Source organism: Mycoplasma hafezii, assembly GCF_049942695.1.
In the GTDB taxonomy this organism is placed as follows: domain Bacteria; phylum Bacillota_I; class Bacilli_A; order Mycoplasmatales; family Metamycoplasmataceae; genus Mycoplasmopsis; species Mycoplasmopsis hafezii.
In genome coordinates this window covers 425,888-445,906 of the sequence record NZ_CP187940.1, presented here as the reverse complement: position 1 = coordinate 445,906, position 20,019 = coordinate 425,888, and the positions used below count along the sequence as shown (strand labels likewise).

Annotated in this window: 16 protein-coding genes and 1 pseudogene; 5 read left to right on the top strand and 12 right to left on the bottom strand. The window is 29.9% G+C overall.

Annotated features, from left to right (window positions below):
- Positions 1-6: 6 nt before the first annotated feature.
- A complete protein-coding gene (locus ACPYPZ_RS01670) occupies positions 7-486 on the bottom strand; it encodes a hypothetical protein (RefSeq protein WP_426461598.1) in 480 nt (159 codons plus the stop codon).
- Positions 476-3,733 (bottom strand): preprotein translocase subunit SecA, encoded by a 3,258-nt coding sequence (secA, locus tag ACPYPZ_RS01665; RefSeq protein ID WP_426461597.1) that lies wholly within the window; start codon positions 3,731-3,733, stop codon positions 476-478. The genes ACPYPZ_RS01670 and secA overlap by 11 nt, the downstream gene beginning before the upstream one ends.
- Before the next feature lie 173 nt (positions 3,734-3,906).
- Here secA and trpS point away from each other — a divergent pair, with 173 nt between their 5' ends.
- Both trpS and ACPYPZ_RS01655 read left to right on the top strand, forming a co-directional pair.
- Positions 3,907-4,908, top strand: coding sequence for a tryptophan--tRNA ligase (gene trpS / locus ACPYPZ_RS01660; protein WP_426461596.1), 1,002 nt, complete (start codon positions 3,907-3,909; stop codon positions 4,906-4,908).
- A gap of 71 nt (positions 4,909-4,979) precedes the next feature.
- The gene (locus ACPYPZ_RS01655) at positions 4,980-5,426 is read left to right on the top strand and encodes a transposase (protein WP_426461628.1); all 447 of its coding nucleotides are present in this window, start codon (positions 4,980-4,982) and stop codon (positions 5,424-5,426) included.
- A gap of 211 nt (positions 5,427-5,637) precedes the next feature.
- Here the strand turns inward: ACPYPZ_RS01655 and ACPYPZ_RS01650 are convergent, their stop codons facing one another.
- Entirely contained in the window at positions 5,638-6,987 is a 1,350-nt protein-coding gene (locus ACPYPZ_RS01650) for a hypothetical protein (protein WP_426461595.1), read from the bottom strand.
- A 319-nt stretch (positions 6,988-7,306) separates the two neighbouring features.
- On the opposite strand from ACPYPZ_RS01650, the gene thrS reads away from it, so the two are divergent.
- The 3 genes from thrS to ACPYPZ_RS01635 all read left to right on the top strand — a co-directional run bounded on the left by thrS (position 7,307) and on the right by ACPYPZ_RS01635 (position 12,797).
- Complete coding sequence (thrS, locus tag ACPYPZ_RS01645) at positions 7,307-9,052, top strand: threonine--tRNA ligase (protein WP_426461594.1); 1,746 nt, start codon at positions 7,307-7,309, stop codon at positions 9,050-9,052.
- 95 nt (positions 9,053-9,147) lie between these two features.
- A complete protein-coding gene (locus ACPYPZ_RS01640) occupies positions 9,148-9,585 on the top strand; it encodes a hypothetical protein (protein ID WP_426461593.1) in 438 nt (145 codons plus the stop codon).
- 74 nt (positions 9,586-9,659) lie between these two features.
- Complete coding sequence (locus ACPYPZ_RS01635) at positions 9,660-12,797, top strand: hypothetical protein (protein ID WP_426461592.1); 3,138 nt, start codon at positions 9,660-9,662, stop codon at positions 12,795-12,797.
- A gap of 143 nt (positions 12,798-12,940) precedes the next feature.
- On the opposite strand, the gene atpC is transcribed toward ACPYPZ_RS01635, so the two are convergent.
- The 9 genes and pseudogenes from atpC to ACPYPZ_RS01590 form a co-directional block, all read right to left on the bottom strand.
- Positions 12,941-13,360, bottom strand: a complete 420-nt coding sequence (gene atpC / locus ACPYPZ_RS01630; RefSeq protein ID WP_426461591.1) for an ATP synthase F1 subunit epsilon — start codon at positions 13,358-13,360, stop codon at positions 12,941-12,943.
- Positions 13,361-13,449: 89 nt separating this feature from the next.
- A pseudogene (gene atpD / locus ACPYPZ_RS01625) lies at positions 13,450-14,835 on the bottom strand (F0F1 ATP synthase subunit beta); the annotation flags it as partial.
- Between the two features lie 12 nt (positions 14,836-14,847).
- Positions 14,848-15,708 carry an ATP synthase F1 subunit gamma gene (gene atpG, locus ACPYPZ_RS01620; protein ID WP_426461590.1) on the bottom strand — a complete coding sequence of 287 codons (861 nt, stop codon included), beginning with the start codon at positions 15,706-15,708 and terminating at the stop codon, positions 14,848-14,850.
- Positions 15,709-15,714: 6 nt separating this feature from the next.
- Positions 15,715-17,286, bottom strand: coding sequence for a F0F1 ATP synthase subunit alpha (atpA, locus tag ACPYPZ_RS01615; RefSeq protein ID WP_426461589.1), 1,572 nt, complete (start codon positions 17,284-17,286; stop codon positions 15,715-15,717).
- Positions 17,287-17,298: 12 nt separating this feature from the next.
- Positions 17,299-17,841 carry an ATP synthase F1 subunit delta gene (gene atpH / locus ACPYPZ_RS01610; RefSeq protein ID WP_426461588.1) on the bottom strand — a complete coding sequence of 181 codons (543 nt, stop codon included), beginning with the start codon at positions 17,839-17,841 and terminating at the stop codon, positions 17,299-17,301.
- The gene (gene atpF / locus ACPYPZ_RS01605) at positions 17,841-18,398 is read right to left on the bottom strand and encodes a F0F1 ATP synthase subunit B (protein ID WP_426461587.1); all 558 of its coding nucleotides are present in this window, start codon (positions 18,396-18,398) and stop codon (positions 17,841-17,843) included. Before atpF ends, atpH begins: the two co-directional genes overlap by 1 nt.
- 2 nt (positions 18,399-18,400) lie before the next feature.
- On the bottom strand, positions 18,401-18,718 hold the full coding sequence (gene atpE / locus ACPYPZ_RS01600; protein ID WP_426461586.1) for an ATP synthase F0 subunit C: 318 nt from the start codon (positions 18,716-18,718) through the stop codon (positions 18,401-18,403).
- A gap of 9 nt (positions 18,719-18,727) precedes the next feature.
- Positions 18,728-19,507 (bottom strand): F0F1 ATP synthase subunit A, encoded by a 780-nt coding sequence (locus ACPYPZ_RS01595; protein ID WP_426461585.1) that lies wholly within the window; start codon positions 19,505-19,507, stop codon positions 18,728-18,730.
- The gene (locus ACPYPZ_RS01590; RefSeq protein ID WP_426461584.1) at positions 19,507-19,956 is read right to left on the bottom strand and encodes a hypothetical protein; all 450 of its coding nucleotides are present in this window, start codon (positions 19,954-19,956) and stop codon (positions 19,507-19,509) included. Before ACPYPZ_RS01590 ends, ACPYPZ_RS01595 begins: the two co-directional genes overlap by 1 nt.
- Between the last annotated feature and the right edge of the window lie 63 nt (positions 19,957-20,019).

The following is a 20,019-nucleotide window of genomic DNA, read 5'->3' as shown; positions in this document are numbered from 1 at the left end:
AACTTATTATTTAACATAAAAACAAATAGATACGATAATTAAAGGTAATGTAATTATAAATGAAATAAGTAAAACAAAGTAAAAACCAAAGTTACTTTTTATTGGTTTATTCTTTTGTTTTTCTGCTTTTTGTTCTTCCATTCGAAGAAAGACTCTTTTTTCTTCTGGAGTCATTTTCTTCATTTTACGTTCATTGCGAAACTTCTTATTTGTATCTAATGTTTCTTTGGTTTTGTTGATTGTGTGTCTTAAGAACCCTCATTTAAAAACTAGAATTAATAAATCAATAAGAAAAACAATAAGTGAAGAAACCGAAAAACTATCAAGCAATCTTTGTGATACTTTTACGTTTATATAGTTTTTATAACCTAAAAAATAAATTAGTAAGAATAAAACTAATCAAAATAATGCAAAAGAACAAACAATAGTATAAAAGCGTTTTGATTTAAATTCAAAACGCATTTTTTCTTTTAATTTACTTAGCATTATTTTTTACTACTTTTTTAGTAGTTGTTTTTGTTTGTTCTTCTGTTTGAACTTTTTTAGGTCTACCACGTTTTTTAGGTGTGGTTTGAACAGTTTCTTCTGTAGTTGTTTTTTTAGCTTTAGTTTTATTTACCTTTTTAGTTTCAACACTTGCTGGTTCTTGGTTTTGAACTTTTTTAGGTCTACCACGTTTTTTTGGAGCAGCAGGTTGAACTTCTTGCTGAGTTAATTCGTTTTCTTGTGGTTCAGCTTTAGAAACTTGTGGTTTTTCAACAATTTCTTCGTGATTTGCTTGTTGTTCGATAAAACTATTTTCAGCAACATTATCTTCTAATTGTTGATTTAAATTAAGTTCTTTTTCAATATCACGAATTTGTTGTTCAAGTTCATTTAATTCAGCTTTAGCATCTTCAAGATTTATTAATGCTGTACCATAAATTAAAGCAGCACCACCAACTGTTCCTTCTTCTTCAAATCTTGCAGAAGCTGCTTCATATTCACTTTGTAAGTGTGAAATTTTAATTAAAAGTTGTTTTCTTTCATATTCTTTATTATCTAATGATTTTTGTAAACCAAGAAGTCTATCTTCTTCCATTTGTTTTCCAACTGGTGAATAGAAAATACTTTCATCAATTTCAACTTTAACTGGTGATTTCACTTCAATATTAACTTCTGGCTCAATTTCTTTTGGTTGCTCTTCTTGTGGTTCTGCAACTTCCTCTTTAACTTCTTCTTTTGCTTCTTCTTCAATTTCGCTTAAACGACGTTTAATTGAGTGGTATAGGTCAAGAAGTTGTTGTTCTTGTGTTTCAATATCTAAATATGGATCGAAGTAGTAAGTACGAGCAATTTGTTGGAATACTTCATCATTTCTAATATCTTTAGTAATGATTGATTGTTTTCCAATTCTATGACTAAAGATTTTTAGCATTACACCATATGCAATGTTTTCAAGCATATAGTTAAAGGTTTTAGTTCCTTCTTCAGTATAAACTTGGTATGGATTTTTTTGTGAATATTGCACAAGGTTAACGTTTGAACGTAATTTGTCCATCTTGTTAATATGTTTTTGTCATTTTTCATCTAAAGTAGATAAAATAATATCTTTCTCAATTGCTTCAACTTCTTCTAATGAAGCATTTTGAACCGCATTATCTTTTCAGTGTTTATAAACAGTTAAAATTACGTTTGAAATATATTCTGGTAAATCATGTTCGTGAATTTTTTGAATTTCATTTAAATCAAAATGGAATTTAACCAATTTACCGATGTTTTCATTTAAGAAGTTAACTAAAGCTTCATAATTATAAGTTTTATTATGTAAGTAGTATTCTCCGCTACGAACAATTGATTTAGCTGATGATTCAATCATTCTTCGAACAATATAATCAACATTAAAGCTATTTAAGATTAAATCTCTTTGTGAATAAATAAGATCTCTTTGTTGACGAATAACGTCATCATAGTTTAAAACAGATTTACGTGAGTCGTAGTTAAATCCTTCAATTTTCTTTTGAGCTTGGTTAAATGCAAAACGTAAGTTTTTATTTGTGATTTCTTTACCTTTTTCAGTTTTATAAGCATCAACAAAACTTTCGTGGTTTGAGAAACGTTGCATTAATTGATCTTCAAGAGAAACGAAGAACTTACTTGTTCCAACATCACCTTGACGTCCACTCCGTCCACGAAGCTGATTATCAATTCTACGTGATTCGGCTTTATCGGTTCCAAGCACATATAAACCACCTAAGGCAATTGCTTCTTTTGAAGGTTTAATGTCAGTTCCACGTCCAGCCATATTTGTAGCAATAGTAACAGCTTTTACTTGACCAGCTTGAGAAATAATTTCAGCTTCTGAAGCATTTTGTTTTGCATTTAAGACTGTATGAGGAATACCACGATTAATTAAAATTTTGTGTAAGATTTCTGAATCTTCAATTTGAGCAGTCCCGACTAAAACCGGTTGCCCTTTTGCGTATAACTCAGCAATTTTATCAGCAGCTGCATTTCACTTATCTTCGTATGTAGCAAAAATAGCATCTGGTTCATCAATCCGAGCAATTGGTCTATTTGTTGGAACAACATTAACACGCATATTGTAAATATCAATAAATTCTTGTTCTTCAGTTTTACCTGTTCCTGTCATTCCACAAAGTTTCTTGAACATTCTGAAAAAGTTTTGGTATGTAATTGTAGCTAAAGTTTTTGTTTCAGGTTCAATTTCAACCATTTCTTTGGCTTGTAATGCTTGTTGAAGTCCTTCTGAATAACTACGACCATCCATAATACGACCAGTAAAGGCATCAACAAGTTCAATTTTTCCTTCACGCACGATGTATTCAACATCACAACGCATAACTTTGTGAGCTCTTAAAGCGTTAGAAATTAAGTGAACTGTTTCAGAGTTTTCAATATCGTATAAATTCTTTACTTTGTAAAATGCATTTGCTTTCGCAATCCCTGAGTGAGTTAAGTTAATCGCTTTAGATTCATCATCAATAACATAATCTTGTGGCCCTAAAGTACGCACAAATTGATCAGCTGCAAAGTAACTAGAAATATCTTCTTGTTCACCACCAGAAATAATTAACGGTGTTTTAGCTTCATCGATTAAAATTGAGTCTACCTCATCGATTAAACAGAATTGCAATCCACGTTGTACTTTTTCACTTGGTGATTTAACCATATTATCACGTAAATAGTCAAATCCTAATTCTGAGTGAACTGAATAAGTAATATCACAAGCGTATGCTTCACGTTTATTTGTCGGATCCATTTGAGCTTTGTTGATTCCAACTGTTAAACCTAAGAAGTTAAACACTTGTCCCATTTCTTCAGCATCACGCTCACTAAGGTACTCATTAACTGTTGAAACAATCGCTCCTTTACCTAAGAGTGCGTTTAAATAAACTGGTGCAATTGAGGTAATTGTTTTACCTTCACCAGTTTTCATTTCCGCAACAGAACCTAAATCAAGTAATAAACCACCTAACATTTGCACATCATATGGACGTTTTCCTAATACACGTTTTGTAGCTTCACGTGAAACGGCAAAAACATCATTTCGAATATCATCAAGAGTGTAGCCTTTAGCTAATAAATCTTTGAAAAATTGAGTTTGAGCTTGTAATTCTTCGTCAGTAAATTTTTCAACGATTTTTTCAATCTCATTAATTTTCTTTAATGATTTTTCGGCAATTTTCATTTCAGCGGTTTTAAAATCAAAAAAATCTCTTATTTTTTTCATAATTGTTTTAATTATACCGACTTTTGCGGATTTTCAGTGCAGTAAATAAGTTATTAATAGAAAATAATTATTTTTAATTTCAAAGGAAAAATATTACTACTCAAATCCAATTTTAATCATTAAATAAGTGATATTTTAATATAATTAAAGCAATAAATTTTTAGAGGTAAATTATGCAAAAAAAATTAGTGAGCGGAATTAAGCCAACAGGAGATTTAACTCTTGGAAATTATATTGGTGCAATCCGTAATTTTATTCAACTTCAAGACCAATATGAATCATACTTTTTCGTAGCTGACCTACACGCTTTAACTACAGGTACAGTAGATTCAGCAGAACTTAGAAAAGGTCGTAAGACAATTGTTGCTCTTTACCTAGCTTGTGGACTTGATCCTGAAAAAGCTACAATTTTCTACCAATCACAAGTAGAAGCACACGCGATGATGCAATGACTTTGTGCTTCTGAAACCACTGTTGGTGAACTGCAAAGAATGACACAATACAAAGATAAAGCAAGCAAATTAAAACAAACCAACGGAACTAACAAGATTCCAACTAACTTATTAATGTACCCAACTTTAATGGCTGGCGATATTCTTTTATATAACCCTGATATTGTTCCAATTGGTGAAGACCAAACTCAACACTTAGAATTAACTAGAAATATTGCCGAAAGATTAAATTCAAAATATAACACGCTATTTACTTTACCAGAGGGATACGTACCAAAAGTAGGTGCTAGAATTAAATCTTTAACTGATCCAACAGCTAAAATGTCTAAAAGTGAGCACGGAACTAAATCTACAATTTATCTTTTAGAAAATCCACAACAAGCTTATAACAAGATTATGAAAGCTGTAACTGATTCAGAAGGTAAAGTATATATTTCCAAAGATAAACCTGGAATTTTAAACCTTCTTAATATTTACGCTGCTTTAACAGATATTTCTGTTGAAGCTGCTGCAGAAAAATTCAAGGATGCAGACTACAAGCAATTTAAAGAAGCAGTTGCAACTGAAGTTAAATGCTTACTTGAAAACATTCAATCTAAATATAATGAAGCTTTAAAAATAGTAGACAAAATCACTGATGATGGAGCTATGAAAGCTAGCTATATTGCAAATAAAAACTTAAATAAAGTAATGAAAAAAATGGGACTTTACTTTAAGAAATAAAAACTCATTAAAAAAGACAAGAAATATTTTAGTCAGACATTATTTATGTGTCTGATTTTTTGTTTTAAGTTATTTTTACTATAACTAGTCAAAACACCTTAAAACAAGTATTAAATAAATGTAATTTCCACAAAATTCAAAATGCTCTAAAAGATGTAGAGTATAAAAAGAGAAAACAAGTAGTCAATATGATTAAACCAATATACAATGCTGAAACAAAGCATGAAGCATTGGTTAAATTTATTGAATTCAAAGAAACTTATTTAAATAAATATCCAAGAATTGTTCTACAAATAGAAAAGTCATTAGATGAAATGCTAGTGTTCTTTGAACTGCCAAAATGAATAAGAAAATACATTTATACAAATAATATAAGTAAGAATTTTAATTCAGCATTTAGAAAGTACGTAAAAGAAAAATGCTCATACGTAAACGTACAAGCATTCAATTCTCTTACTATTTTAGCAAGCATAAGAATAACACGTACTTGAAATTCTAGAAAATTAGGAAATGAATAACAAGTACGTTTATATTGTGCAATTTTTTAACGTGTTTTAGATGGAAAACACATAATTTGGCCTACTCCCAAACAATTTGTAATTTTATGAGCCAAACAAACTATATTCAAAGTATTCTTATGTATTCTTAGAATCATTTCACTAAAATATTTAAGAACACGAAAATAGTAAAATAACATCACTTATGTGATGTTACCTATATATAAATAAATTAAGCTTGTTCTTGATCTACATAAATTGAGTAGTAAACATTAATAACTTGTAAAAAGTCTGCGTTAGTGAATTCTTTAGTTAATTTCTGTTCTAATTGACTAAGTTTTGTTTCAACATCTTTAGCAACTGTTTTACCAGCTTTTTTATCAGCAGCAACTTGTGCTTTTGATTCTTTAATTAATTCTTTAGCCATTGCTTTTTCTGTTTCGTTTGCTGGTTGAGCAGCAACTTTTTTAGCTGCTTGTTCTAATTCGTATGATGCTTTTAACACTTCTTTAAGGTTATTATCTTTAGAAGCTTTAATAATAACATCATATAATGCTTTGTTTGTTTTATATTCTAAGCTTGAAACCATTTGGTACATCTTAGTTTCAGCTTCGATTGATGAAAATGTCGCAACTGGGTTTTCTTTGTTTTGTGCAATTGCATCATCAATTTTTTCTTCTAATGTTGTTTTAGAAGATGAATCAATTAATTCAGCTCATGCTGCAATAGTTTTTGCATTAATAATTTCTTTTTCTAATTTTACAAGTTCTGGGTTTTTAACTTTTTCTTCTTGAATTTTTAAGTCAAGTTTAGCACCAACTAATTCAACTTGTAATTTATCAGCTTTAGCTTTTAAATCTGCTTTTTCCTTTTGTAATGCTGCTACTTGTTTTTGAAGTGTTTCGTTATTTTCGTTAGCTTCTTTAAGTTGTTTTGTAGCTTCTGCAAGTTTACTTTCTGTCTCAGCAAGTTTTGATGTTAAAGCAGCTTTTTCTGTTTCTAATTGAGCGATGTTAGCTGCTTTTTCTTGTAATTTAGCTTCAGCAGCTACTTTAGCTTTTTGAGCTTCATCTAAAGCTTTAGCAACTTCTGCTTTAGATTTTTCTAATTCTGCTTTAGAATCGTTTAAACCTTTAGCACTTGTTTCTTCTAAAGTTTTAATTTTATTTTCTAATTCTTCTTTTTTTGTAGTTAATTCATCGATTTGACTTTTTGAATCATCTTTTGCATCTGCTAATTGTTTATCGATAGCAGCTTTTTCTGCTTGAGCTTTTTTAAGTTCTTCTTGAACTTTTACTAATGCTGCAATTTTATTTTCTAATTCTGTTTTATTTTTAGTTAATTCTTCAACTGTTTTTGAGTGTGTTTCAACTGTTGCAGCTAATGTAGCTTTTTCTGTTTCTAATTGAGCTGCTAATGTTGTTTTTTCATTAAGTTTGTTTTGTAATTCTTGTACTTCTGCTGCTTTTTTGTCATATTCACTACGTTCAACTTTATCATCATTACATGATATTGCTGTTAATGGTAATACTGTTGAAGCAACTGAACCTAGTGCTAAAAAGCATTTAAATTTTTTATTCATTTTTCTCCTTATTTCTCATTTTTAAAATGATTACTATATAATTTTAATAAATCAAATTTTGTTATAAAATATTTTCAAAAACTTTCAAGTTTTTTAATACTACCGTGTAGTAATAAACGTTTTAATGATTTTTCTAAAAAACCAAAAAATGTAAATATTGATTTAAAAAAATACTTAAATATACTTTTTTAAATTGCAAATTAACCTTTTCAAAAAAAAAAAAAAAATAAAGTGAAATTTATTTACGTTTTTTGGAATTAAAAAGGTTTACAAAACTAAAAAGTTATATAATAACGATACCTAAAAAATAGGAGATAAAATGAAAGCTAATAAACATTTAAACCATACAACAAGCCACCTTTTAGCTGCTGCTGTACTTAGACTTTATCCAGACACAAAATTAGGGTTTGGACCAGCAACAGAAGAAGGTTTTTACTATGATTTTGAGTTCGCTAATCCTTTAACAGATTCAGAACTTCCTAAAATCGAAAAAGAAATGAAAAGATTAGCATCAAGAAACTTAGAAATGAAAGAAGTTTCAATTGATGAATATGATTTTACAGACAAACCATACAAAAAAGAACTATACGATGAATTAGTTGCTAAAGGTGAAAAAGTTACATTTTATGCACTTGTAGATCCACTTAATCATGAAGTTGTTTTCGTTGACTTATGTGCTGGTGGACACGTTGAATCAACTAAACACATTAAAAACTTTAAATTATTATCATTAGCTGGAGCTTACTGAAGAGGAAACAGCGATAACATTCAATTAACAAGAATTTACGGTACTTCTTGAGATACAAAAGAAGAACTTGAACAATACTTAGAAATTCTTAAAGATAGAAAAGAAAGAGATCACCGTAAAATTGGTAAAGAATTAAAATTATTCACATTTAACAAACTTGGTGGTCAAGGTTTACCATTCTGATTAGAAGATGGTATGTACATCCACAACGAAATTCGTAAATTAGTTTTACAAATGGATCGTAAATATGGATTTACAGAAGTTTTAACACCACACTTTGGTGAAGAAGAACTTTACAGAATTTCAGGGCACTTAGCTCACTATAAAGATGATATGTTCCGTCCAATCGTAGTTGAAAACGAACGTTTAATTCCTCGTCCAATGACTTGTCCACACCACATTATTTGTTACAACACAGAAAAACGTTCATACCGTGATTTACCTATTAGATATTCTGAACAATCTCAACTTTACCGTTATGAAAAATCTGGTGCTTTAACAGGTCTTGAACGTGTACGTGGAATGCTTCTTACTGAAGGACACTTATTTGTTCGTAAAGATCAAATTGCTGAAGAATTCAAATCAATGTACAGCTTAATTAAAGAAACATTAGAAATTTTCAACATTGAAATTTCATACATCTCATTAAGCTTAAGAGATCCAGAAAATAAAGATAAATACTACGAAGATGATAAGATGTGAAACGAAGCAGAAGATCAACTTAGACAAGTTCTTAATGAACTAGGTGTTGAATATGAAGAAAAAGTTGGTGAAGCTGCTTTCTATGGTCCTAAAATGGATATTCAAATCTTTACTGCACTTGGACACGAAATTACAGTTTCAACATTACAATTAGACTTCTTATTACCTGAAAGATTTAACTTAACATTTACAAATAAAAATGGTGAAGATGAACGTCCAGTTATGATTCACCGTGGATTAATTGGAACATACGAAAGATTTGTTGCTATTTTAATCGAACAAACAAAAGGTGTATTACCATTCTGACTTGCTCCAAAACAAGTAACAGTAATTCCTGCAACAAATAATGCTGATGATATTGCTTACGCAAAAGAAGTTAATGAAAAACTTTTTGTAGCTGGTCTTAGAAGTAAAATCGATGATAGAGATGAACGTTTAGCTAAAAAAGTTCGTGAAGCTCAAATGTCTAAATCTAAATTCCAAGTTATTGTTGGAGAAAAAGAAAGACAAGATAATCTTGTATCATATCGCGAGTACGGAAAACAAGAAACAACAACACTTACACTTGATGAATTTTTAGTTAAATTACTTAAACTTTACTGAGAGAAAAAATAGATAAGCAATGCTTATCTTTTTTTAAACTTGTATATAATACTATCATGCAAAAAATAAAAAAATTCAATCAGAATACACTATTTAAATTCATTTTTATGCTCATTATCGTAATATTAGGAATACTTAATTTATTATTAAGCAATAACATTTTTATTCTTAATATTCTTGGTGAGCATCAACCATTTTACGCTAGAATTTTAAGTAATTTAATTTATACTGTGATAACCTTCGTAGTTGGATTTTTCTTAATTTTCAAACGTAAAATTTCTACCTTTTTCTTTAATAATTCTGTCTTTATTCTAGGAGTTTTTGTAACCTTTGCTTGAATTCCAACCGCAATTGTTAATAAAGAAACTCAAGATGCTTCTTATAACTGAATGTGATACAAAGGTGATGTCTTTGCGGTGTTTGCAACCTATGCAGTAATTTACATTGTATCTTTAGCATTAATTACAAATAAAAACATATATTGATTAAAAGAGAAGTTCGCACAGAAAAAGACACAAAATCAAAATAATATTCAAGCTAACTAATTACTAGTTAGTTTTTTTGTTTATTTTTAGTTCCTTTCCAAATAAAAACTATTTATTAAACGAAAGGAGCTAAAATGGAAATACTCAAAAACCCTAAGGCTTTGTATATAGGTGTTGGTACTTTAGCTGTTGCTTTAGTTGCTACTCCAATTATTGTCACGCAGCTGCAAAATAAACCAAAGATGACCTATATCTATGAACCACTTGCAAACAATAGTGTTAAAATGTCTGAAACACTAATTTCCTTAGAAGGAAAATACAAAACTAAAAACGAAGAAATTGAAAATATGTTAAACGAGTGAGAAACAACAAATAGTAATCAAAATAAAGAGATTGAAACAATCAATCAAAAATTAAATCAATTAATTTTTACAAGTAAAGAAATTGAAGAAATGATTACTAGTTTTTCACCACTAGAAATTAACGTTTCAAATCTTGAAGAATCTTTATCAAGTCAGTATAATGAATTGCTTGTAAAATGAAAAAGATACAATAATGGTGAATTATCATTTGCTCTAAGTGATAAAAATAGTTTTATTAAATCCTTTGAAAATTACAAGATTCAATTAAATAGTTTTGTTTCTAGCTTAAGTGATACTTACGATAAACTCGAAAGCTTAATTTTTAAAAACAATAAAGAGAATAAAAATTATAACCTAGTAGAGAACTTGTCAAATAAAGTACAAGCTGGTAAACAATATTTCAATGAACTCAAAACCAAAATAAACTTGCTAAGTCTCAAAGAAATTGCTGATGTTAATGCTCTATTACAAATTAGTGATAGTTTTTTTACAAACGCAATGGTGTATAACAACTCTACTAACACTGCACTTAGAAGTTTTATTATTTCATTACAAAAAACCAATCAAATCATACAGCAAGAAATTAAAAGTAATGAATTATTGCGTGAGCAGTACGCTAATTCTATTGAGCTTTTAAACACATATCATAAGCAAAATAAAAATCTCTTTGAATTGCTTAAAAATGACACGAGCTACTTAAATAAAGTTATTGATAACAAAGATATCACAATCGATTTGAAAGCAATGATATATAAAACTTATTTAACCGCTTATGTACATAAAATGGATTTACTTGCAATCGCTTTATTAAACTACTTAAATCACGTAAATTCACTTGAAATTTTAAATAAAGATCAAAGCCAGTTAATTAATAAATTAATCAGTGAGACAACTGAATTAAAGACTAAAAACGAAAGTAATTTAAAAGTCGATGAAGGCAAGATTAGCGAACTAGATTTAAGTGTTGTTTTTGATGGAATTTATAAACTAAGTTTTGATGTTATTTACCAAATCATTAAATTAAGTCAAAGCGTTTTAACCAATACCAAAGAACTAAACGAAACTAAAAATGCTTTATTTATTAATTTACACGAAACAAATGTAGATATTAATAATGAACTAATTGAAGTAAATGAATCTGAAAATAACTTAAAACATATTGAAAAACAAATTGAGAATATCAATCTTAACTTAAAATGAGCAAATGATCTAACTAACCAAGAACTACAAAATCTAAAAGACAAAAAGCAATATTTAGAAAACGAACTAGAAAAACAAAAGAGTTTTCATGTTGATTTAAAAGAAAAACAAGGAATCAATATTAATAAATATAACGATATTGCTAAAGAACTAACTAATACACTAACTCAACTCAATCATAATTTAATCATTTTAAAACATATGAATTATTCAATGAAAATAGTTTTAAATGAATCTTTTGATCAAAATCTACTCATTAAAAATCTAAAAGATGAAATTACTAAAATTTCAAATGATAATAATTTACTAATTCTTAACAGTAATCAAATTCTCGATGAAAGTCATAAAAAAATAAATGAGCTCCAAAGTAGTATCGAAAAATACAAAGTCCGTGAAGCTAGTTTATTAAATAAAGTTGAGAATTATAACAAACAAATAAATGAACTAAATAGTAATATTAGCACATTAAATCTTGCAAATCGAAATATGAAAGCTAATAGTGAACTTTTAAATGAGCAAATTACTAAATTAAATGCAGCAATCAAACAAAAAGAAAGTGAAATTAGTTCGTTTAAAAATAATATTAGTAATTTAACTAAAGAAATTGAAAATAAGAAAAACGAAATTAAGTTACTTAATGAAGAACTTAAAAAAGAATACACCGATAAAGCAGAAATACAAAACCAATTAGAAACTAAACTAAAGGAATTGAATAATCTAAATACTCAAATTACAGATTTAAAAACTAAAATCAAACAAGCAAATGAACTAATCAAATCTGTTAATTTAGAAAAAGATAAAATTAATAACTTATTAAATACTGAGCGTGAAAAAAATAGTAGTTTAAATAAAAACTTAGCTACCACAGAAAGCAAATTAAAAGAAATTATCAATAAATTCACCACTGCAAACAATGAGTTATTGAGTCTGAGAGAATCTTATGGTGCAATATTAAAAGAAAAAGAAGATTTAGAGAAAAAATATAATGATGAATTAGTAGCTCATCATTCAGAAGCAGAATCGCTTAACGCAGTTATTAATAAGCTTGAAAAAGATAAAGAGAAACTTTTAGCAACAATTGCTGAATCTAACGCAAATCTTGCTAACAGCACTTCAGCAGTTGCACTAGCTGAAGCTGATACAGAAAAATATAAAGAAAATTACGAAGCTCTTTTACTTAAATTTAACGAGTTAAAAAATAACTTTAATAATCGTATTAATGCCTTAAATAACGAAAATGAAAAGCTCAGAAATGAACTTTTAGATGACAATGATTGAACTAATGAAGTTAACGAATTAAACGAAGAAATTCATAAGCTTTATAACGAAAAAAATCAGCTATTAGCTGAAATTGAAACTCTTAAAATTGCTGAATTATCATATGCTAAAATGGTACAAAAAGCTAATGAAATAATTCAAAGAGCAATAGCGATGTTAAAAACCTATAAGAAAACATCTAACTTTTCAAGTTCTGGAGAAAAACCAGAATTAACCTATATTGTTGAACACGATCCAAACGGTTATACTCGCAGAATGGTTCCAGATTATAAAACATACTACGAAAAAACTAAAAACTCAACCTATGTTGAAAGATATAGTGAAAGTAGTAACGCAGAAGAAATCATTAATAAAACTCTAGCAATTCTAGAAGAATGAAACTTAAGTAGTGAAATGGAGAGAGACATTAACGAATTAATTGCTCAAAGTTAAATAAAAAAACCGGCGATTAAACCGGCATATATAGGATTAAAGTTGATGTTATTTTACTTAGAGACTGTTTAACAATCTCTACAATTATTTTATAGACTTTTACAGAAATTCAAAGAAATTTTTTAAAATTTTTCTTTGAATTTTTATTTATGGAATTGATTATATGTATCAACTCTTGCAAGAGCTTTTTTAAGTTTAAGTTCAAGTCTGCTTAAGTCAGCATTATCATGATGTGATGAACTCATTTGTTCTTTAATTTGTGAAATTTCACTTTCTGCTCTTGCAACATCAATATCATTAACATTAATGATATCTTCTGTAATAATGTTTACTTTTTCTGAATCAGCGTATACTATACCACCACCAATAGAACACTTAATTGAATCTGGATCGTTTTCTCATCCGATGATTAAACGTCCAATTTCAACACTACTAAAAAGTGGAGTACGATTAGCTTGTAAACCAATGTAGCCAGCGGCAGTTTTTAAAGATACAATATCGGTTGCACCTTCATAAAACACACCATCTGGTGTTGTAATAGTAAGTTTAACTTGTTTAGCCATTACGCTGTAGCGTTAGCTACTTTAACTTCTTCTTCTGATTCAGCAGCTTCTGTTTCGTCTTTTAAGATTTGTTTTTCAGCTTTATTTAATTTATTATATCTAGCAATTACATCTTCAATACTTCCAGCATATCTGAAAATTTCTTCTGGATATTCGTCATATTTACCTGTAAGGATTTCTTTAAAGCTTCTGATTGTATCAGCAAGTGATACGTAAGCTCCAGCAATCCCTGAGAATTTTTCAGCAACGTGGAATGGTTGAGAAAGGAAGTTTCTTAATCTTCTTGCACGAGCAACAATTTTCTTATCTTCTTCTGAAAGTTCACCCATACCTAAGATAGCAATAATATCTTGTAATTCTTTGAAACGTTGTAAGATTGCAACAACACTTTGAGCAACTTCATAGTGTTCTTGTCCAACTACTAATGGATCAAGTAATCTTGATGAAGAGTTAAGTGGGTCAATCGCAGGGTAAATCCCTAAGGCAGCAATACCACGATCAAGAACTGTTTTAGCATCAAGGTGAGTGAATGTTGTAGCAGGAGCTGGGTCAGTTAAGTCGTCAGCTGGAACATAAACAGCTTGAACTGAAGTAATTGAACCTCTACGAGTAGATGTAATTCTTTCTTGTAAAGCACCCATTTCTGTAGCTAATGTTGGTTGGTATCCAACAGCTGAAGGCATACGACCTAATAAGGCAGAAACCTCACTACCTGCTTGTGTAAATCTGAAAATGTTGTCGATGAATAAAAGCACATCTTGGTTTTGTTTATCTCTGAAGTATTCAGCCATTGTAAGACCTGAAAGAGCAACTCTCATACGTGCCCCAGGAGGTTCGTTCATTTGTCCGAATACTAAAGCTGTTTTATCAAGAACACCAGCAGCTTTCATTTCGTAGTAAAGGTCATTTCCTTCACGTGTTCTTTCTCCAACTCCAGCAAAAACTGAAAGTCCGTTGTGTTGTGTAGCAATGTTATTAATTAACTCTTGAACAAGAACTGTTTTACCAACTCCAGCTCCACCAAAAAGACCGATTTTTCCACCTTTTGCATATGGAATTAATAAGTCGATAACTTTGATTCCTGTTTCAAGAATTTCAGAAGTTGTTTTTTGTTCTTCGTATGAAGGAGCAGGTGCATGAATTGGAGCTTTTTCAACGTTAGGTTCAATTGGCAATTCATCAATTGGATCACCTAATACGTTAAACATTCTTCCAAGCACTGCGTTACCAACTGGAACAGAAATAGCAGCACCTGTATCTGTAACTACCATTCCTCTTTGTAAACCATTTGTTGAAACCATTGAGATGGTTCTAGCTGTATCATCTCCAATGTGTTGTGCAACTTCAAATGTATATGTTTGTCCTTCGTGTTCAACTGTTAAAGCGTTTAATAATTTAGGTAATTTGTTTTCTTCAAAACGCACGTCGACAACAGGACCTAAAATTTGTACTATTGTTCCTTGATTTTTAATCATACAAACTCCTTTCTACGTTGCATCCGCACCAGCTACAATCTCGTTAATTTCTTGAGTAATAACTCTTTGACGTTCACGGTTATATTGTAAGTATAAGTCGTGAATTAAATCATTAGCGTTGTTTGTAGCGTTTTCCATCGCATTTCTACGTGAAGCCATTTCTGAAACTTTTGAGTTACTTCCTAAACAGTAGATTAAACTACCAATATATAAAGGAATTGAATTTTTAAGAACCACTTCAGCGTTTGGTTCAAATTCCATTGATTGAGACATCGTTGAACTTGTGTGATCGTTTTTGCTTAAGTCAAGAGGGAAAAGTGTTCTTAAAACTGCTTCTTGGTTCATATTATTAATAAATTCAGTGTAAATTAAATTAATTTCAGAAATTTCTTGATTTACGTATAAATCTAAAGCTGTTTTTGTAATGCGATTACCAATTTTGTAGCTTACTTTTTCACCATAATTTAAATATTTATCAATTACTTGATGTTTATATGGAGAAGCATTAAGTAAGCTGTACCCTTTTGTTCCAATTACAATAATTTTATCGTTAGGTTGAATTTTGCTTTTTAGCAAGTTAACTACGTTAGTATTATATGAACCGCAAAGACCTAAATCACTAGTAATGATGATGTATAATTTTGCATCAACATTATCATTTTTAGGAAAAATTGTGTAAAAGTCTTCAGGTTGAACGTGTGTAATTAAACTATCAAAAGTATCATTTAAAAGATCTAAATATGATCTGATACTTTCGAATTCTGTTCTAATTCTTCTTAATTTTGCAGTAGATACTAATTGCATAGCATTAGTAATCTTTTGAGTATTAGAAACAACGTTAATTCTACCTTTTAAACTATTTAAATTAGCCATAATTGATTATAAAATGTTATCGTATTTGCTTGGTAAAGGTTTGTGCATTCTGCTATCGTAATTTGGAATAGTTGCAATAATATCTTTAACAATTCTAACTAAGGCTTTTTCAATTCTTGCATATACTGCATCTGAAATTACACCTTCGTTGTAAATTTGAGCATATTCTTCTTGCCCATCGTGAGTAATTCATGAGAGAACTGCATCACGATATTCGTGAATATTTTGCACTGGTAATGGGTTTACAATTCTTTCTTTAATTCCAATTAATAAGATTGTTTGAGCTGCTTGAGAAATTGGGAAATATTGCTCTTGTTTAAGTAATTCATACACTTTAGCACCGTGTTGTAAAATGCTTTTTGTTGAATCATCAAGATCTGAACCAAATTGAGCAAAAGCAAGCATTTCGTTATATTGAGCTAACTCAAGTTTTAAAGAACCAACAACTTTTTTCATTGCTTTAGTTTGTGCGGCTGAACCAACACGAGAAACACTAAATCCAATATCAACAGCTGGACGTTGTCCTGAGTTGAATAATGATTCTTTAGTAAAGATTTGACCATCTGTAATTGAAATAACATTTGTAGGGATATAAGCTGAAATATCACCTTGTTGAGTTTCGATGATTGGAAGAGCTGTAATACTTCCACCACCAAAGTTTTTGTTTAAACGTGCAGCACGTTCTAATAATTGTGAGTGTAAGTAGAACACGTCACCAGGGTAAGCTTCACGTCCTGGTGGTCTTCTAAGTAATAAACTAAGTGTTCTATATGCTATAGCGTGTTTTGAAAGATCATCATAAACAATTAAAACATCTTGTCCTTGAGACATTCATTCTTCTGCTATTGTAACTCCTGTATATGGAGCAATGTATTGTTGTGGAGCAAGCTCACTTGCACTAGCAACAACAACTGTTGTGTATTCTAAGGCTTCAACATCGGCTAATTTTTGCACGATTTGAGCTACTGTTGAGTTTTTTTGTCCAATTGCAACATAAACACATTTTACATTTTTACCTTTTTGGTTAATGATTGTGTCGATTGCAATCGCAGTTTTACCTGTTTGACGGTCACCGATAATTAATTCACGTTGACCTTTTCCGATTGGAATCATTGTATCAACAGCGATAATACCTGTTTCAAGTGGTTGGTTAACTTCTTGTCTTGACATAACACCAGAAGCAACTTTGAAAATTTCACTTCTTTTAGTAGAGTTAATTGGTCCTTTTCCATCAATTGGATTTCCAAGTGCATCAACTACACGTCCAAGTAGTTCGTTTCCAACATTTACAGAAATAACTTCACCAGTTCTTTTAACTGTATCACCTTCAGAAACTGAGTTAGCATCACCAAATAATGCAACCCCAACAGTTTCTTCTTCAAGGTTTAAAGCTAAACCATAGACACCGTTAGAAAATTCAACAATCTCTGAGTTTTTAACTTTCTGTAAACCAGAAACAACTGCAATACCATCACCGATAGAAATAACTTGTCCAACTTCACTTAAATCAGCAGTTGTACCAATGTTTTTAATTCTATCTTTAATGATTGCAGAAATATCATCTAATCGAATTGCCATTTACACTCCTTTCTATTTTTTATTGAATAAAATTAATTTTTGAATAGTTTCTAAATCGTGTTTGAGATTCATTTCTAGAATTTCTGTTTGTGATTCGATACGAATTCCACTAATTAAAGAAGGATCTACAACACATTTAAGCTCAATAGTTCTGTGTGTAACTTTTTGGATTTTTTGACGAATAGCTTCAACTTGTTCATCTGTAAGTGGAAAAGCTGAGACTAAACGTAAAAAACGAATTCTAAGTTCTTTATTAGCTAATTTTAAGTATCCAACTAAGATTTTTTTCACAAAAGGCATCATTCTACGTTGCATAATAACCTTAACTGTGTTAACTAAAATTCAGTGAAAATCTTTCATAACTAAATCAATTGTTTCAGTTCTTTCTTTTTCGCTGATTAAGTCGTTTTTTAAATAATCAATTAGTTCTGGATGTGTTTTAAAAATTTCTAATAAATCTTCAAATTGTTCGTGCAACTCTGCTAATTTATTTTCTTCTTTAACTAAGTCATAAATTGCAACTGAGTATGCAGCAACATTACGTTTTTTATACATTAGATTTCATCAACAGACTTATCTGAATTTAGGAAACGATCGATAATTTCGTTTTGAGTCTCTGCTGAAATCTCTCTTTTTAAGATTTTGTCAGCTAGTTCGGTTGCAACTTGTACAACATATTTTTTAGAATTAGCTTCAAATTCTTGTTTTTGTAAGTCGATATCGATTTGTGTTTCCTCTAATAGACGTTTTGATTGAGCTTTAGCTTTTTGAGTGTATAAATTTGAAACTTTCTCAGCACGAATTTTAGCTTTTGTAATAATAATGTCTGCTTGTTTACGTGCGTTAATTAAGTTTAAGTTTGCTTCTTCTAATTTTTCAACTGATTCTTCTTTTTGTTTAATAGAATCATCAATATTTTGTTGAATAAATTCTTGACGCTCCTTAATCATTTTCTTTACTGGGTTGTATAAAAGTTTTCAAAGCACCACAAATAAAATTATAAATGCGATAATTGTCGCAATCATAATTGGTCAGCTTGGAAAAATTTGAGCGAATTTTTCATCTAACCCTGGACGCTTTTCGAGTAAATTAGTTACGTTTGCAACTACCATGATTATCCTAAGAATTTAACAAGTAAAGCAATAACAAAGGCATAAATAGCAGCAGTTTCAGCAATACCAGCACCGATAATTAACATAATACGGATTTTGCTTTCTGCTTCTGGGTTTCTACCAACAGCTTCACAAGCTTTTCCAGCAGCATACCCTTGACCAATCCCTGTTCCAAGTACACCAATAGCAGCAATACCAGCACCAACTGCAACTAAACCAGCTTGTAATGGATCTACTGTTTTTGCAGCTGTTTGAGCTTCAGTTTGTTTTGTAACTGCATCAGCAGCTTGCTCGAGTAAGTTTGTCATTCCTTGAATCATAAATACCTCCTAATAGATTGTCTCTTCTTGTGGTTTTAATCCTATTCTAGTTTTCTTATTTTTGTGTGTTGTTTTTTTCTCAGAGTTATTTTCTACTGGATCACCAGCTTCAACAACTCAATAAATAACGGTTAATAATGTAAAGATATAAGCTTGTAACGTCGAACCAAAGACGTCAAAGTAAAAGTGTAACACAGGTGTAAAAATAGGTCCGATGAATACTCATGCAGATGCACCGTGTGCACTAGGTAATGGACTACCGATATTTGCTAACATAGAATAAATTAAGAAAATAACGGCTGAACCACCAATAACGTTACCGTAAATACGGAAACTAAGTGAAATTAATGGTGAAAATTTCCCTGGTCAATCAAATGGATTAATGAAATTTTTGTAGTATTTTCATCTACGATAAATCACACCACAAGTGAAAATCCCTAATCAACTTGATAACGCTAATGTAAAAGGAATTGTATATGATGTAACAATTGGTTCTAAACCAATAATTGCTACTCCATTACCAACTAATAAGAATGTTCCAAGAGTTAAAATATAAACTCTAGATTTTTGTAGTATTTTATCACCAACAGCTTCATCAAATTGTGAATCAATCATTCCAACATATGCTTCAGCCACATAAGCAATTCCAGTTGGTGCTTGATTTGGCTTAACTTTCTTAATCTTAAAGAAAGCAGTTAAAGACATAATGAAAACGATTAATACAGAAACAATTAGAGAAAGAAGTTGAGGATGGGCTCAATTGGAAAAATTCTCAATAATTTGATCCACTAGTTCTCCTTTCTTCTTTTTTGTTTATAAAAATCAAACATGTTTAACACTATGATTGTTATAAAGTTAAAGGATAAACCAAAAATAAACGTAATAACATTTATTGGCTTATTCATTTTTTGATACAGTGTTTGGTTACTGATATGTCTTGCAAAATAAATTAAATCTATCTGTAAGACAAAATATAAAGTAATACCCAAAAATAAAAAAACCAAGAAAGATTTAAATAAAAAAAAGAGATAGCGATAAGTTTTGTTTGTCGTAGTTAAAACTCAACCTGCTATACCTGCATTAATCTTTCCGAATAGATAACTTAATAATCCACCTATAGCACAGCCAAGTACGAGTCCCAAATGTATTTTTACTAAGCAAGCAAATAAGATTACAAAAAAACCATAAAAACTTCAAAAAGTGATTTCATAATACTTATAATACTTTTTTAGTGTCATAAGACTCCTTTAGCTTTTGCTATGCTTATTTTATAACTTTTTAAGCTTTATATTCTATATTTT